We start from the raw sequence: 14116 nt of genomic DNA, 5'->3' as shown, positions 1-14116 counted from the left end.
CTACGGAGAAGATATCAATTAGTAATGATATAATAGATGTAATAGAAAGGTCGATATATAATGATTCAGCTTGCAATTCACGAAGCGATCAACGGTCGTGATTTGGACTACACCATCGCTCGTGCAACAATGGAGGAAATGATGGACGGCACCGCGACCGACATCGAAATGGCAACCCTGCTGACGGCGCTCCGCATGAAGGGCGAAACCATCACCGAGATTACCGCCTGCGCCGAGGTCATGCGCGAAAAGGGCGCGCACATTGAGCCGAAGGGCGCGGTCATGGACAGTGTCGGCACCGGCGGTGACGAGGTCGGCTCGTTCAACATCTCCACGACCGCCGCATTCGTGGCGGCGGCAGGCGGTGTGCCGGTTGCAAAGCACGGCAACCGGTCGGTTTCGTCCCAGTCGGGCGCAGACGCGGTTCTGGTAGGCGAGTACCTCATGCGTGCCGCAGACAAGAAACAGGCGCTTGACGCACTCCGGGAGGCCGCAAAGTGAAGCTGAAATTCTGCGGACTGACCCGTAAAGCGGATATAGAGGCTGCGAACGAAGTAAAACCCGATTTCATCGGCTTTGTGTTCGCGGAGAGCCGCCGGCATGTATCGGATTTAGACGCGGCGCGGCTCAAGGAGCACCTCGCCCCGGAGATTAAGACGGTCGGCGTGTTCGTGAACGACGAACCGGAGCATATTGCCGCGCTCGTGCGCGATGAGGTTATCGACATTATCCAGCTGCACGGCGGCGAGAGCTTACATTATATAAACAGGCTGAGGAAGCTGACGAACGCGCCCATCGTCTACGCCGTCCGCGTGGAAACCCACCGCGACATTGAGCAGGCGGACACCCTGCCGGTGGATTATCTGCTGCTGGATACCTATGTAAAGCACGCCTACGGCGGCAGCGGCAAGACGTTCGACTGGTCGCTGATAGGCGAGGTAAACCACCCGTATTTTCTCGCGGGCGGGCTGAATGAAACCAACGTCCAAAGAGCCGCACAGACCGTCGCTTACGCGCTCGACCTGTCCAGCGGCATCGAAACGGACGGTGTAAAGGATATGGACAAGATGCGCCGCGTGTCGGCGCTCGTGAAAGGAGCAAACCAATGAGCAAGGGACGTTTTGGCGTACACGGCGGTCAGTACATGCCGGAAACGCTGATGAACGCGGTTATCGAGCTGGAGGAAGCCTACAACCACTATAAGAACGATCCGGCATTCAACGCAGAGCTGACCGAGCTGCTGAACAACTACGCAGGCCGTCCGTTGCGCCTGTACTTTGCGGAGCACATGACGAATGACCTCGGCGGTGCAAAGATCTACCTCAAACGCGAGGATCTCAACCACACGGGCGCCCATAAGATCAACAACGTGCTCGGTCAGGCGCTGCTGGCGAAAAAGATGGGCAAGACCCGTCTGATCGCAGAGACCGGCGCCGGTCAGCACGGTGTTGCGACCGCGACCGCCGCCGCTCTCATGGGTATGGAGTGCGTGCCGCACGTCAAGGCGTACGTCAAGAGCATGAAGGACGCGGTACGCTCCGCAAACTAAACAAAAATGAGGGGGAAACGGTTGTTTCTCCCTCGTTTCATATTGATTATGGTGTAATATTTTGCGTTGATTGTTCATGTTATCGTAGGGCGGGATGACCTCATCCCACCGTTTCCCAACTCGTTTGCACATTCGTAAATAAAAATGGAGAATGGTAAATCAAAAGGTTCATTCTCCATTCTCCATTTTCAATTAGTAATTGTCAGCCTTGAGTTCAAAGTAGGCTTTAGGATGTGCACAAACCGGGCAGACCTCCGGCGCCTGTCTGCCGACAACGATATGTCCGCAGTTGGAGCACTGCCATACGCAGTCGCCGTCGCGGGAAAAGACCAGCTTATCCTCGACATTCCTGAGCAGCCTGCGGTAGCGTTCCTCGTGCTCCTTTTCGATCGCGCCAACCATCTCAAACAGATCCGCGATGTGGTCGAAGCCCTCCTCACGCGCCTCTTTGGCGAAGGTAGCGTACATGTCGGTCCACTCGTAGTTTTCGCCCTCTGCGGCAGCCTTGAGGTTGGCTGCGGTGTCATCAATGCCGCCGTTGAGCAGCTTGAACCAGATTTTCGCGTGCTCCTTCTCGTTTGCAGCGGTCTCCTCGAAGATTTTCGCAATCTGCACATAGCCGTCCTTTTTCGCCTTGGAGGCAAAGAACGTGTACTTGTTGCGTGCCATGGATTCGCCTGCAAATGCGGTCTGCAGGTTTGCTTCGGTGCGGGTGCCCTTGAGTTCTGCCATAATAGTTATCCTTTCTCCGTTTTTCCTATTCTTCCTGTCTCTTTTGACGGTCAGACCGTTCTGACTGCTCTTTTAGTCTTTCCTGCAAGCGCTGCAAATACCCTCGAACAGAATTTCGTACCGATGCAGCTCCACGCCGGAGGAATCCTCCACGCGGTCGATGAGATCGGTGACAGGCGGCATAAATACATCAAAAACGCCGCCGCACTTGGTGCACCGCACATGATAATGCGGCTTGATGTTGAAATCAAAGTGATCGGCACCGGTAGGCACAGGCACGCGCAAAATCTCGCCCTGAGCTGCCAGCTGGTTCAGATTGCGGTAAACCGTGGCCTTGCTGATGGTCGGGTGCTGCGCCGCGATAAAGGCATAAATCGCATCTGCGGTAGGGTGGTTGTGCAGCTGATTCACTGCCTGCAATACAATCTGACGCTGAATGGTGTTTCTGGTCTGCATAAAATGCACCTCCTTTATTAGTATTACTTCTTAATTAAGAGTATATTGTAAATTCATATTTTTGTCAATCGGTAAGAAGTACTTTTTTGAATAATATATGGGAGGAGATTTTGAAAAGGTTGCAGGCGATACGGAGAGTATGATATTTTAAGGCAATACCGCATAATTGAACAAGAGTGATTTGCGAGTAAATTTTGCGTACTGACGAGGCACAGTTTTGCGGTAATACTTGATGTATTACCGTGAAACTGCAACAAAGTCAGAGCACAAAATTTCCGCAAAGCGCCGCGGCAGTGCGACCGGAGCCTGCACAAGGAGCCGCCGCTTTAATTGTGCGGTGTTGCCTTAATATAAACCGGGGGAATGGAGATGGCAGTATGGATCGAACGGAGTTAGAAGAATATATACGGAATAATTATGTTACAGAGCCGGATCATCCGTGGATAAAGCATCCGAATTATGGAGTATTCCGCCATAGCAGTAATAAAAATGGTTTGCCGGGTGCGGATGAAAACAAAAACGAGCCGTGAATCACATGAAGATTCACGGCTCGTTTGTTATAGTACATAAAGAAACACCATCAGATAATGACAAGCGCTGCCGACGATTACGAACAGATGAAACAGCTCATGAAACCCGATCATTTTTCCTAAATTCGGCTTTTTGGCGATATAGATCACGCCGCCGACCGTATACGACAGACCTCCGGCAGCCAGCAGGGCAATGGCAGGCGCGGGCATGGACAGCACAACCCCGAAATCAAACGCAATCGCCCAGCCGAGCGCGAGGTACAGCGCGGTGCCGATGAGACGCGGCGCGTCAATCCACAGCAGCTTGATGGCAATGCCGGTCAGCGCAATCAGCCAGATCACGCCGAGAAAGACATAGCTGCGCGGCGCAGGCATGAATTTGAGAATAATCGGCGTATAGCTGCCCGCGATCAGCACATAGATCATGCTGTGGTCGAGCTTTTTCAGCCGCCGCAGGACGGCTTCGCCGCGGCCGGAGAAATGGTATACGCTGCTTGCGGAGTACAGCGCAATCAGCGACAGGCAGAACACCACGGCCGCCGCCGCCAGCGAGCCGGTGACGGACGAATCGAACAGCAGCCGCACGAGCAGCACGAACAGTCCGGCGCCGCTGAGCACCGCACCGATGAAATGGGAGTAACTGGAAAACGGCTCGCGGGCCTTGAGAAATGCACGAGGCATACAAACTCCTCCTTTTGCTATGTAGAGTTAAAAACTATATCACATCTGTTATGATACCACATTTTCCGAAAATTGCAAGTGCTTTCTCCAAATTGTCACCATAAAAAAGCACCGTCTTTGTTAATCAAAGACAGTGCTTCAGCTTGTCGAAAAAGCAATATTCGATTTTTATGCTTCGTGCGGCAGCACGCATTCAATCGAATTTGCTTTGCAAATTCATAAATTCCGGGAGCATGTATCTCGGAATTTATACAAGGGAAGAAAAAATGTGTCCGCAGGACGCGGTTTTTCTTCGAGATTCGCTCGAAAGCGTGGTTTCGAGCGAGAGGCTGTTCGGAAAACAAAGTTTTTCGACAGTCTCAAGCACCGTCTTTGTTAATCAAAGACAGTGCTTGGGCAATCAGGTATACGATTTCGGGATTTTTATGGTTCTCTCCTGCGCGGGAAGGTGCCGGGCGACTTCCTGCCGGATTTTTTCATTCTTGATCATGGTCGGCATGTGCGCCCGCACGGTAATATCGTGCGAGGCGTTCGGGTTCGCCGGAAGAATATCGCTCAGTTTGGTGTCCATCGTGATGCGGTAACGCGGCAGATCGGTCAATCCGCGCCGGATAGACGCCGTTCCGGTGTTGGTCAGTACGCTGACCTGGATACCGTTTTTCTGCAGCAGCGGCTGCATCCACGCATCGCGCGCGCCGAACGGATATGCGAAAAACAGCACGTTTTTCTGGTTGGTATTTTGCGTGATGAGGTCGATGCTCTGCTTGAGGTCCTCGCCGACGCGCTTGTTATACGCCGCCTGCGACTCGCCCTTCAGCCGCTGAATGCCGTTGATGCCGTCCGGTGCGGTCAGTCCGCCGTACTGCGGGTTGTGCAGGTTGTAGGTGTGAGAGGCCAGCTCCACCAGACCGCTGTCAGCCATTTCGGCTGCCTCATCCCACTTGAGGAAAAAGCGGTTCACTTCCGTGTTGTCGTTTGCGCGGATGCTTTTGCCGATCAGTGCAATGACGGCTTTCATGCCGGTTTTCTGCAGAATCGGGTACGCAATATCGTAATTGGAGCGATAACCGTCGTCAAAGGTGATCATGACCGGCCGCTCGGGCATGGCTTCCTTTCCGGCTCGGATGTCGATCAAATCCGCCGAGAGCAGCGGCGTGTAGCCGTTGTATTCCAGATATTCCATGTCCTCCTGAAACCGCTCGCCGGTGATGGTCATACTCGTCACGGCGGACGGGTCGTTCGTCAGGTTGTGGTACATCAGAATCGGAACCTTCGAGGCAGTATTTGCCGCGCTGCAGCTAATGCAGGATACAAAAAATGCACCTGTCAGTCCGAAAAGGACCAGGCGTTGCCAGAATTTTTTCATATGTAAGCCTCCTACCGCTTATTGTGCGTTCAGTATACCATATTACAGTGGATTTGTCGAGCGGCATAACTCTTGCGTGAAGCGCGTAAAAGGCTTATAATAATAGCATTGCAGGCCGCACGGACAGACGGAAAATTGCGTGTTTCCGTTCGGCATTGTATTTGTTAAAAATTTGTAAAAAGATGAGGTGAACGCCATGCCGCGGCTGGAGAAAACCATAGAAGCGGTCTTTGCCGACCGCGATATCATGCCCGACGAGGTGCCGCAGCTTGACCTGTATATGGATCAGGTGCTGACGCTGTTCGATCAGTGCTTATCGGGCAGCAAGCGCACGCCGGAGGATAAGCTGCTGACAAAAACCATGGTCAACAACTACGTCAAGGAAGGGCTTATGACGCCGGTGAAGGGCAAAAAATACACGCGCCAGCAGATCATGCAGCTGCTCTGCGTGTACCATTTGAAGCAGACGCTGCGCTTAAACGATGTGAAGGCATTGACCGGTCGGGACGATGTGGACTTTGCGGCGTGCTACGAGCATCTGCTCGCGGACAAGAAGCGCATGCGCGAAGCTATTCCGCCGCTGCTGACCTCCCAGTTGCCCGAGACGCCGGATGACCCGGAGGAGCGGCTGTGCACATGCCTTGCGCTCAGCGAAATTGCAAATTATTTACGTCGGCTGTGCGAAAGCATGATCGACGATATCCCGCAGCAGACAGAAGGAGATTGAGACCCATGTCCATCGAAAAAGCAAAAGCGTATCTGCGTCAGTTCGGTGCAGAGGATCGCGTGATCGAATTCCCGGTGTCCAGCGCGACCGTGGAGCTGGCCGCCGAAGCTGCCCACTGCGAACCGGCACGCATCGCAAAAACGCTGTCGTTCCGCACGAATGACGGCGTGATCCTCATCGTTGCGGCAGGTGACACCAAGATCGACAACCCGAAGTACAAGGCGCGGTTCGGCTGCAAGGCGCGGATGCTCGCGTTTGAGGAGGTTGAGCCGGAGATCGGCCATGCGGTCGGCGGCGTGTGCCCGTTCGGCGTGAACGACGGCGTAACGGTCTATCTCGATGAATCGCTCCGACGGTTCGAGACGGTATTCCCGGCGTGCGGCTCGTCCAACTCAGCCATCGAGGTCACCATCCCAGAACTGGAGAAATTCTCCGGTTTCAAGGCATGGGTGGACGTCTGCAAGGGCTGGAGAGAGGCGTGAGCACGGTTGCCATCGGGCAGTTCGGCGCCGGGGAGGACAAAACTGCCAATCTCAGGGAAATAGAACACCTTGCACAAACGGCAGCGAAAAATAGAGCGAAAATGCTGTTTTTGCCGGAATACAGCATGTATTACGCAAAAGTGAACGCACGGTCGAAAAATATCGAGGCCGCAGAGCCGTGTGACGGCGCGTTCATTATTGCGCTCGGCGAGCTTTGCCGGAGATACGGCCTGTGGATTGCCGCAGGCATGTACGAGCGCACGGACGGTCTGCCGTACAACACGATTTCGGTTCTTGATGACCGCGGTCGCCTGCGCGGAACGTACCGCAAGAACCGTTTGTACGATGCCTTCGGCTATCGGGAATCCGATGAGTGCCGGGCAGGGGACAAGCCGTTTTCACCCATCGAGACACCTGTCGGAAAACTGGGCATCATTACCTGCTTCGAGCTTCGGTTTCCGGCGCTTGCCGCCGAGCAGAAGGCGCGCGGTGCCGAGACGCTGTTCGTTCCGGCGGGCTGGGTGCAGGGCGAGAACAAGCTGCTGCACTGGCGCACCCTGCTGTGCGCGCGAGCCATCGAGAACGGTCTGACAGTGCTCGGTGCAGACCAGACCGCACTCGGGCAGTTCATCGGGCACAGCATGGCGTTTCAGCCGGACGGCACCGCGCTCGGTGAACTCGGGGAAGAGCAGAATTTGCTTATCGTGAAAATAAATTGATGAAAATTAACATGCGGTGAAAGGGGAGAGGGGATGAAGGCCGCAAGGTTTTTCAGCATCTGTGAAATCGTTTGCTTTGTCGGTCTGGCGCTGTCGTATGCAGGCGAATTTCTGTGCGCTTTTGTGGCGCAAGGAACGGATAAGGACATATTTCAGATGGGATTATTCCTGTTCTGGCTGCTTATTGGGCCGTTGGCAATCTGCAATCTGATTTGCGCTGCTGTGATGTACAGGCGGCTGTCCGACCCGGCGGTGCGGCAGACGCTGTGGCGCTGCATCATTGCAATGAAGTGCATCGCGATTCCAATGTTCCTGCTGAATTTCTTTTTCGGCATGATTTACGGCATGTTTACGCTGATTTTCCCGATGACGCTGCCGGTCGTGCTCTTACAAATGCTGGTTGCCTGGTTTGCCATGATGGCCTCGTCCGGCTACTGCATTGCGCTCATCCTGCACGCGTGCAAGCAGGGTGCAATCGGCACGGGAACTGCAGTCCTGCAGGTCATTTCCCAGTTTATTTACGTTGTTGATGTTATCAGCCTGTTTTTCATTCGCAAGACGGTAAAAGAATGCGAAACGGCACAATAAGTTAAAAAAGGAGTATCATCATGCAGTTTGATCCTACATTGTATGTCATTACGGACAGTACCTACCACACGACCGAGACCCTGCTTCACGCGGTGGACGAAGCCTGCAAGGGCGGTGCAACGCTCATTCAGCTCCGCGAGAAGGACACCGGCGGACGCAGCTACCTTGAGTTGGCGCAGCAGGTCAAGTCCGTCACCGACCGCTACAGCGTGCCGCTCATCATCGACGACCGCGTGGACGTTGCCATTGCCTGCGATGCAGCCGGCGTGCACGTCGGCGCGAGCGACCTGCCGGTTGCCGTGTGCCGCAAGCTGCTCGGCCCGGATAAGATCGTCGGCGCGACCGCCAAGACGGTCGAAGCAGCCGTTGCCGCGTACAATGACGGCGCGGATTACCTTGGCACCGGCGCCATTTACCCGACGACTACCCACGTTACCACCAAGGTTACGCCGGTCTCCGTGCTGAACGATGTGTGCCGCGCGGTCCCGATTCCGGTGGTTGCCATCGGCGGCCTGAACGCGGATAACATGGACGTGCTGGCTGACAGCCCCATCAAGGGCATCGCCGTGGTCTCTGCCGTCATGAAGGCGGACGATCCGTGCGCGGCTGCCGCGCATATCAAGGAAAAGTTCCTGAAAATGATGAATAAGTAAGAAAAAGCTCCGAAACAGGCGTTTCGGAGCTTTTCTTTTGCCGGTCAGTTGTTCGGTTCGATCGCGTAATCGTAGATCTCGTGTCCGCTTTCGAGCACCTTGCCGTCCACGGTGATGAGCACTGCGGTTGCGCCGCGCGCCTGCGCGAACGTGTTGACCAGTGCGTAGATCTTGAGCGTTTCACCGGCGGTGCCGGAGGCGCGGATCGCCTCGCCGAAGGCGGCATTCATGTCGAGCGTGAGCGTGCCGTTCTCGAGTGACGAGGACTGCACCTTGACGCCCTCGGGCAGCGAGCCTGCGGCGATGAGCGCGTCCACGAGCGACTGGTCGGAGTCGTCCTTCGCGTCTGCGCCGGTCGGTGTGAGCGTTTCGCCCTGTTCATCCGGAACGTAGATCGTGACCGACTCCGTGCCGCTCGGATTGGGGTTTTCCGGCTGTACGGCAGGTTTATCGGTCTTGGAATCGGACGGTTTGCCGGAATTGCTGTCGTCCGGCGTGGTCGGGTTCTCCGGCTTGGTAACAGCAGGCTTTTCCGGCTCATCGGCGGGCTTGCTGCGGACATATCCATATACACAGGCTGCGGCGACTACTGCAATGATCGCAATTACGGCTATAATAACTTTTGAGCGTTTCATTGTAAACGCCTCCTTTCTCTTACAAGCCTATTGTATCAAGCCAGACGGGAAAATACAAGGGATATACTGTTAACAAACGGCGGCTTTTTGCCCCGGTCTGGGCGTCCTCTGTTTTTTTTGCACCGATCCGTTGGGGGGCGAACCCGCCTGCGGCAGTTCGAGTGCCCTGCACAATCGGTGCAGAAAAATTTCTCGAAAATTTTCAAAAAGTTGACCATTCTCGGTCAATTTTCACCTCCATCCGGCATAGGGTTGAAGGAGGTGACGCAATGATGAACATTGCATTCAAACAGGCGCACAGCGGCAACTACCGCCGAGCCGCACGCGGGAAGGAGGATATCCGCTATCTGGTGATTCACTTTACGGCGAACGACGGCGATACCGCGAAAAATAATGCGGATTACTTCGCTCGGGCGGAGATTTCGACCTCAGCGCACTACTTTGTGGACGAAAACGAGGTCTGGCAGTCGGTCCGCGACGCGGATATCGCATGGCACTGCGGCACGCGCGGCGTCTATTTCCACCCGTACTGCCGCAACGCGAACAGCATCGGCATTGAGCTGTGCAGCCGCAAAAACGGCGAGAAATTCTACTTTATGCCCGAGACCGTGCGCCGGGCGCAGGCGCTGACGCGCGAACTGATGGCGAAATACGGTATTCCGCTCGAAAATGTTGTGCGCCACTACGATGTTACGCACAAAAACTGTCCTGCGCCGTTCGTCGAGAGCGCATCCGCGTGGACAGCATTCAAGCAGGGGTTACAGAAAAAGGAGGAACCTGACATGACCGAAGCCGAGGTAAAGAAGATCATCGAGAACACCCGCAGGACGTACAACAGCGTTTCCGCCGTTCCCGCGTGGGCGAAGCCGACTGTCGAGAAGCTGACGCGCAAGGGCTGGCTGCTTGGCGATGAGCACGGAAAGCTCGACCTGACCGAAGAGCTGCTCCGCACACTGGTTATCAACGACCGCGCCGGAATCTACGGCGAATAAGCGAAAAAGAGGCTGTAAGCATCTCTTACAGCCTCTTTTTGTTACTTGGTGTTTTGATAGGTCAGACCTTTTTTTCGGATGATAAGCAGCTGGATATAGTACGATGCCGCAAGGAATACCGCTGCGAATGTCCACGCGGCCGCGTCCGTGTAGAACAGACCGCGCTCGCCGATGACCTTGGTCAGCAGCAGCGATGCACCCACACGGCCTGTAAACTCGGTCAGACCGGAGAGCATGGGCGCGGTCGTAAAGCCCATGCCCTGCAGAGCCGAGCGGTAGGTGTGCAGCACATAGGCGGACAGCAAAAACGTGCTCATGACGACCAGATAATCGTACGCGACCGACAGCGCCTCGGCGGCGTTGGCAGCATCCGCGGAGATGAACAGGGCGACAACGTGACGGCCGAACAGGATCATGCCCGCCGCCAGCAGCGCGGAAAAGCTGAGCGCCAGCACAAGCGTCGAGCGGACACCCATCCGCACGCGGTCAAGCCGGTTTGCGCCCCAGTTCTGGCCGGTGTAGGTCGAGGCGGCGTAGCCGAACGCGGACGCGGAGCAGTCCATCAGGCCGTGCAGCTTGTTGGTCGCGGTGAAGCCCGCGAGGAACACAAAGCCGCAGGTGTTGATAACCGCCTGCATGATGATGCCGCTGATGACGATGACGAAATGCTGCAGCGCAAGCGGCAGACCAAGGTGGCACAGCCGCCGGATCACACTGCTGTCCGGCTGCCAGTCCGGCTTTTCGACGGACGCAGCCGGGATTTTCCGCAGCGCAATGACGCAGTACGCGAATGCAAACAGCTGCGCGAGCAGTGTCGCGGCGGCAGCGCCCGGAATGCCCCAGCCGAAGCGGATAACGAACAGCAGATCGAGCACAATGTTCAGACATCCGGCAGTAAACATGGCAATAAGTGGACTTTTGCCGTCTCCGAGTGCGCGGAGGATCGCCGCTGCCATGTTGTACGCCATCGTGATGAGCGTGCCTGCATACATCATGGTTAAATAAATGTGCGCGCCGTCATAGATGTTCTCGGGCGTGTCCAGCAGGTGCAGCAGCCAGCCTGCCGAGGACACGAACACCACGGTCAGCAGGATGCCGACTGCCGCGCACAGCAGCACGGACATGGTGATGGCCTTGCGCAGTCCCTTCTTATCGTTGGAGCCGAAGGTCTGCGACACGAGCACGGAAAAGCCCTGCGTCATGGCCTGCACGGTCCACAGCACCAGCCAGTACAGCCAGTCGGTCGCGCCGAGTGCGGCCAGCGCCTCCACACCGACACCGCGCCCGACGATGGACGCGTCTGCGACTGTGTACAGCTGCTGACCGACATTTGTCAAAATCAGCGGTACGGCCAGTCCGAGAATGAGTTTTGTCGGACGGCCGACGGTCATATTTGTCTCTCTGCTCATACAATCTCCTTACTTTGCCAGTTCGTACATTGCCGCCGCGATGATTTCCGCGTTCTGCAGCACGCGCTCGATCTCCATGTACTCGTCCGGCTTGTGCTCGCGCACCTCATCGCCGGGGAAGATCGGGCCGAATGCGACAAGGTTCGGCATGGACTTGGCATAGGTGCCGCCGCCGATGCTCTTCAGCTCGGCCTTCTCGCCGGTCTGCTCCTCATATACCTTGGACAGTCTGCGGATGAGTTCGCTTTCGGGCGGCATGTAAATGGCCGCCGCGTGCGTCATTTCGGTTTCAGTAAAGCCGCCGAGCGTGAAACCGCGCAACAGACGCGGGTACACGCGCTCGTATTTCAGGGTGACCGGGTAGCGCACCGAGAAAACGAGCGACAGCGTTTCCTGCTCAAATTTTGCCACGCCGAGGTTGAGCGTCAGCGGGCCGGACAGCTCATCGCGCATGGCGAGGCCGAGGGACTCGCCGTGTACCTCCATGCCGATGCGCTCTGCCACAAATGCGATGCAGTCGCCAAGCTCGCCGGTCAGCGGCAGTTGATTGAGTGCCTGCGCCAGCCGTCCGATGGCATTTTCGCCCTGCTCCGGGGTCGAGCCGTGAACGGCAATGCCCTCGGCTTCCACGCGGATGCCGCCCTCGATCGGCGTGATGGTTACCTTGTCCGCCGAGATTTTGGCAGCCGCGTCCGCCGGACACTGCAGCTCCGCCGCTGCATACGCCGGAGAGATGTTGGAGGCAGCACCGCCCTCGAACTTTGTCAGGCGGTAATCGCCGGTCTGGTGCAGCTTTCGGCTGTAAGTGCCGTTGAGAATGCCCTTTTCGCCGTTGATGATCGGGTATTCGCCGTCCGGCGTGAAGCCGTACACCGGCAGTTCGCCGCCATGCGAAACGTACCACGACATATCGCCGCAGCCGGTTTCCTCGTTGGTGCCGAACAGCAGACGGATGCGCTTGGAGGGGGCAAATCCGGCATCCTTGAGCGCCGCCAGCGCGTAGATGGCCGCCACCATCGGGCCCTTGTCGTCCATCGTGCCGCGTCCGTAAATACGGCCGTTTTTGATTTCGCCGGAAAACGGCTCGGTCTCGGTCCAGCCGTCGCCGGCGGGCACAACGTCCAGATGACCGAGCACAGCCACCATTTCCTCGCCCTCGCCGTACTCGCACCAGCCGACGCGGTCGTCCATATTGCCGGTCCGGAAACCCAGCTTTTCGCAGAGCGCAAGCGTTTCGTGCAGCGCACGGGCAGGCTCACGGCCGAACGGCGCATGCTCTTCCGGCACGCCTTCCACGCTCGGTATGCGCACGAGCGCGGCAAGACTTTCCAGCAGTTCGTCCGCATGTGCGCGGATATAGGGTTTGCAGTTCATAATAAAAACCTCCTTAACAGGGTGGATTATTCATCGGATTGGGAATGATTGAGCACAAAATGGCTCTTTTTGTATGAGATAAGTCCGTCGCGCTGCATGCGGCTCAGCTCGGCGGACAGCGCACTGCGGTCCACGCCGAGGTAGTCGGCAAGCTGCTGACGGTCAAACGGAATGTCGAACGTGTCCGAGCCGTGCTGCACCGCCTGCGCGGACAGGTACGACAGCAGCTTGCCGCGCATGGATTTCGGGCTTGTGTGGAAGATTTTTCGCGTCAAAAGCAGGTTTTTCTGCGCGGTGACGTCCAAAAGATTGCGTAAAAGCACACTGTGCGCGCTGTCCTGCGCGGCAGAGGAGAGCAGCATTTCGCTCGGCAGGAACAGCACCTCGGACGGCTCGTCCGCCACCGCGGAGACCATCATGGGCGTGCCGGGGACGCAGGCGTACGTTTCAGCGAATACCGAACCGGGCGTAATGTGATCGAGCAGCATCTTGTGGCCCCATGCGTCGCAGCGCTCGATATTCACGCCGCCCGAGAGCAGAATGCACAGCGCATGCGCGGTATCGCCAACGCGGTAAATCGGCTGAAATTTGTCAAATTCACGCGTGCAGGCGTGCAGACGGCGCAAAAGCGGGGATAATTCTGCGGTTTCAATGCCGCGGAACAGGCCGCAGCGCGCAAGGATGGACAGGTTCATATTTCCTCCTGTTTTGTTGTTGGGACAACATACTTTGCCTTCTCAGTATAGTAAGATATGAGCGTAAAGTCAAGCGGGACACACGAACCGCGCAGGCGGGTTCGCCCGAACGGGGCGGCAGCTTTTTCAGCACCGGAAAGCCGGGGCACACGAACTGCGTCAGCGTGTTCGCCCTTTCCGGGCGGCTTCTTTTCTGCACCGACCCAGCGGGGCACTCGAACTGCCGCAGGCGTGTTCGCCCCTGACGGGCGGGAAGTTTTCCGCTGAACCTCAGCGGGGGATTCGCCGTCTGCGGACGGCGGGAACGTGCCGCGCCCCGCAGCGGGGACGACGCCGTCCCCACGGCGGTGGGCAAAAAGGAAGGACAACCTGCGGTTTTCCTTCCTCTTTGAACTCCTACCTTTCCCTTGTTAAATAGTCTGGCGCAGATTACTGACATGTGACCGCTGCGAAATAAGGGGAACGGCAGTCGGGTTATCGCAGCGTATCTTTCTCCGCCTTTTCGCAGTTCACAGACAGCGTACTGCT

The 14116-nt window shown here is 56.6% G+C and carries 18 protein-coding genes; 10 read left to right on the top strand and 8 right to left on the bottom strand.

Annotated elements, in window-relative coordinates; all coding sequences use genetic code 11:
* The first annotated feature begins 60 nt into the window (after positions 1-60).
* Genes DW806_RS13920 through DW806_RS13910 form a run of 3 tightly spaced genes read left to right on the top strand, consistent with a single transcriptional unit; the run spans position 61 to position 1549 of the window.
* On the top strand, positions 61-501 hold the full coding sequence (locus tag DW806_RS13920; RefSeq protein ID WP_118730326.1) for a hypothetical protein: 441 nt from the start codon (positions 61-63) through the stop codon (positions 499-501).
* Entirely contained in the window at positions 498-1109 is a 612-nt protein-coding gene (locus tag DW806_RS13915) for a phosphoribosylanthranilate isomerase (protein ID WP_118730325.1), read from the top strand. The genes DW806_RS13920 and DW806_RS13915 overlap by 4 nt, the downstream gene beginning before the upstream one ends.
* Positions 1106-1549 (top strand): pyridoxal-phosphate dependent enzyme, encoded by a 444-nt coding sequence (locus tag DW806_RS13910; protein WP_442861156.1) that lies wholly within the window; start codon positions 1106-1108, stop codon positions 1547-1549. The genes DW806_RS13915 and DW806_RS13910 overlap by 4 nt, the downstream gene beginning before the upstream one ends.
* A gap of 192 nt (positions 1550-1741) precedes the next feature.
* Here DW806_RS13910 and rbr read toward each other — a convergent pair whose 3' ends face one another.
* Together rbr and DW806_RS13900 are read right to left on the bottom strand one after the other, a co-directional pair.
* Positions 1742-2281, bottom strand: coding sequence for a rubrerythrin (rbr, locus tag DW806_RS13905; RefSeq protein WP_116705668.1), 540 nt, complete (start codon positions 2279-2281; stop codon positions 1742-1744).
* Positions 2282-2353: 72 nt separating this feature from the next.
* Positions 2354-2737: a Fur family transcriptional regulator gene (locus tag DW806_RS13900; protein WP_118360766.1), complete on the bottom strand. Its 384-nt coding sequence runs from the start codon at positions 2735-2737 to the stop codon at positions 2354-2356.
* Positions 2738-3114: 377 nt separating this feature from the next.
* On the opposite strand from DW806_RS13900, the gene DW806_RS15300 reads away from it, so the two are divergent.
* The gene (locus DW806_RS15300) at positions 3115-3267 is read left to right on the top strand and encodes a hypothetical protein (protein WP_158578391.1); all 153 of its coding nucleotides are present in this window, start codon (positions 3115-3117) and stop codon (positions 3265-3267) included.
* A gap of 27 nt (positions 3268-3294) precedes the next feature.
* Here the strand turns inward: DW806_RS15300 and trhA are convergent, their stop codons facing one another.
* Together trhA and DW806_RS13890 are read right to left on the bottom strand one after the other, a co-directional pair.
* On the bottom strand, positions 3295-3948 hold the full coding sequence (trhA, locus tag DW806_RS13895; protein WP_118730324.1) for a PAQR family membrane homeostasis protein TrhA: 654 nt from the start codon (positions 3946-3948) through the stop codon (positions 3295-3297).
* Positions 3949-4348: 400 nt separating this feature from the next.
* Positions 4349-5314: a polysaccharide deacetylase family protein gene (locus DW806_RS13890; RefSeq protein ID WP_118730323.1), complete on the bottom strand. Its 966-nt coding sequence runs from the start codon at positions 5312-5314 to the stop codon at positions 4349-4351.
* Between the two features lie 196 nt (positions 5315-5510).
* On the opposite strand from DW806_RS13890, the gene DW806_RS13885 reads away from it, so the two are divergent.
* The 5 genes from DW806_RS13885 to thiE are packed head-to-tail and all read left to right on the top strand — an operon-like array spanning position 5511 to position 8483.
* A complete protein-coding gene (locus tag DW806_RS13885) occupies positions 5511-6041 on the top strand; it encodes a DUF1836 domain-containing protein (protein ID WP_118730322.1) in 531 nt (176 codons plus the stop codon).
* A gap of 5 nt (positions 6042-6046) precedes the next feature.
* A complete protein-coding gene (locus DW806_RS13880; RefSeq protein ID WP_118730321.1) occupies positions 6047-6523 on the top strand; it encodes a YbaK/EbsC family protein in 477 nt (158 codons plus the stop codon).
* On the top strand, positions 6487-7242 hold the full coding sequence (locus DW806_RS13875) for a nitrilase-related carbon-nitrogen hydrolase (protein WP_118730320.1): 756 nt from the start codon (positions 6487-6489) through the stop codon (positions 7240-7242). The genes DW806_RS13880 and DW806_RS13875 overlap by 37 nt, the downstream gene beginning before the upstream one ends.
* 33 nt (positions 7243-7275) lie before the next feature.
* Positions 7276-7830 carry a DUF6652 family protein gene (locus DW806_RS13870; protein WP_118730319.1) on the top strand — a complete coding sequence of 185 codons (555 nt, stop codon included), beginning with the start codon at positions 7276-7278 and terminating at the stop codon, positions 7828-7830.
* Positions 7831-7850: 20 nt separating this feature from the next.
* Positions 7851-8483 carry a thiamine phosphate synthase gene (gene thiE, locus DW806_RS13865; protein WP_118730318.1) on the top strand — a complete coding sequence of 211 codons (633 nt, stop codon included), beginning with the start codon at positions 7851-7853 and terminating at the stop codon, positions 8481-8483.
* 44 nt (positions 8484-8527) lie between these two features.
* On the opposite strand, the gene DW806_RS13860 is transcribed toward thiE, so the two are convergent.
* The gene (locus DW806_RS13860) at positions 8528-9118 is read right to left on the bottom strand and encodes a GerMN domain-containing protein (RefSeq protein WP_118730317.1); all 591 of its coding nucleotides are present in this window, start codon (positions 9116-9118) and stop codon (positions 8528-8530) included.
* 269 nt (positions 9119-9387) lie between these two features.
* Here DW806_RS13860 and DW806_RS13855 point away from each other — a divergent pair, with 269 nt between their 5' ends.
* Positions 9388-10110, top strand: a complete 723-nt coding sequence (locus tag DW806_RS13855; protein WP_243022771.1) for a peptidoglycan recognition protein family protein — start codon at positions 9388-9390, stop codon at positions 10108-10110.
* 41 nt (positions 10111-10151) lie between these two features.
* Here DW806_RS13855 and DW806_RS13850 read toward each other — a convergent pair whose 3' ends face one another.
* Genes DW806_RS13850 through DW806_RS13840 form a run of 3 tightly spaced genes read right to left on the bottom strand, consistent with a single transcriptional unit; the run spans position 10152 to position 13588 of the window.
* Positions 10152-11519, bottom strand: coding sequence for an MATE family efflux transporter (locus DW806_RS13850; RefSeq protein WP_118730316.1), 1368 nt, complete (start codon positions 11517-11519; stop codon positions 10152-10154).
* A gap of 9 nt (positions 11520-11528) precedes the next feature.
* Entirely contained in the window at positions 11529-12893 is a 1365-nt protein-coding gene (gene pepV / locus DW806_RS13845; protein ID WP_118730315.1) for a dipeptidase PepV, read from the bottom strand.
* Positions 12894-12919: 26 nt separating this feature from the next.
* A complete protein-coding gene (locus DW806_RS13840) occupies positions 12920-13588 on the bottom strand; it encodes a Crp/Fnr family transcriptional regulator (RefSeq protein ID WP_118730314.1) in 669 nt (222 codons plus the stop codon).
* Between the last annotated feature and the right edge of the window lie 528 nt (positions 13589-14116).

Origin of the sequence: Butyricicoccus sp. AM32-19, assembly GCF_003480365.1 — a bacterium.
GTDB classification, from domain to species: domain Bacteria; phylum Bacillota; class Clostridia; order Oscillospirales; family Butyricicoccaceae; genus Agathobaculum; species Agathobaculum butyriciproducens.
Note: the sequence above shows the minus strand (reverse complement) of the source record. Positions and strands in the feature narration are given on the sequence as shown.

What these genes read in the sequence shown, in the direction of transcription:
- DW806_RS13920 (WP_118730326.1), top strand. Translation starts at nt 61, where the DNA reads ATGATTCAGCTTGCAATTCACGAAGCGATCAACGGTCGTGATTTGGAC.
- DW806_RS13910 (WP_442861156.1), top strand. Translation starts at nt 1,106, where the DNA reads ATGAGCAAGGGACGTTTTGGCGTACACGGCGGTCAGTACATGCCGGAA.
- rbr (WP_116705668.1), bottom strand. Translation starts at nt 2,281, where the DNA reads ATGGCAGAACTCAAGGGCACCCGCACCGAAGCAAACCTGCAGACCGCA.
- DW806_RS13900 (WP_118360766.1), bottom strand. Translation starts at nt 2,737, where the DNA reads ATGCAGACCAGAAACACCATTCAGCGTCAGATTGTATTGCAGGCAGTG.
- DW806_RS15300 (WP_158578391.1), top strand. Translation starts at nt 3,115, where the DNA reads ATGGATCGAACGGAGTTAGAAGAATATATACGGAATAATTATGTTACA.
- trhA (WP_118730324.1), bottom strand. Translation starts at nt 3,948, where the DNA reads ATGCCTCGTGCATTTCTCAAGGCCCGCGAGCCGTTTTCCAGTTACTCC.
- DW806_RS13890 (WP_118730323.1), bottom strand. Translation starts at nt 5,314, where the DNA reads ATGAAAAAATTCTGGCAACGCCTGGTCCTTTTCGGACTGACAGGTGCA.
- DW806_RS13885 (WP_118730322.1), top strand. Translation starts at nt 5,511, where the DNA reads ATGCCGCGGCTGGAGAAAACCATAGAAGCGGTCTTTGCCGACCGCGAT.
- DW806_RS13880 (WP_118730321.1), top strand. Translation starts at nt 6,047, where the DNA reads ATGTCCATCGAAAAAGCAAAAGCGTATCTGCGTCAGTTCGGTGCAGAG.
- DW806_RS13875 (WP_118730320.1), top strand. Translation starts at nt 6,487, where the DNA reads ATGGGTGGACGTCTGCAAGGGCTGGAGAGAGGCGTGAGCACGGTTGCC.
- DW806_RS13870 (WP_118730319.1), top strand. Translation starts at nt 7,276, where the DNA reads ATGAAGGCCGCAAGGTTTTTCAGCATCTGTGAAATCGTTTGCTTTGTC.
- thiE (WP_118730318.1), top strand. Translation starts at nt 7,851, where the DNA reads ATGCAGTTTGATCCTACATTGTATGTCATTACGGACAGTACCTACCAC.
- DW806_RS13860 (WP_118730317.1), bottom strand. Translation starts at nt 9,118, where the DNA reads ATGAAACGCTCAAAAGTTATTATAGCCGTAATTGCGATCATTGCAGTA.
- DW806_RS13855 (WP_243022771.1), top strand. Translation starts at nt 9,388, where the DNA reads ATGATGAACATTGCATTCAAACAGGCGCACAGCGGCAACTACCGCCGA.
- DW806_RS13850 (WP_118730316.1), bottom strand. Translation starts at nt 11,519, where the DNA reads ATGAGCAGAGAGACAAATATGACCGTCGGCCGTCCGACAAAACTCATT.
- pepV (WP_118730315.1), bottom strand. Translation starts at nt 12,893, where the DNA reads ATGAACTGCAAACCCTATATCCGCGCACATGCGGACGAACTGCTGGAA.
- DW806_RS13840 (WP_118730314.1), bottom strand. Translation starts at nt 13,588, where the DNA reads ATGAACCTGTCCATCCTTGCGCGCTGCGGCCTGTTCCGCGGCATTGAA.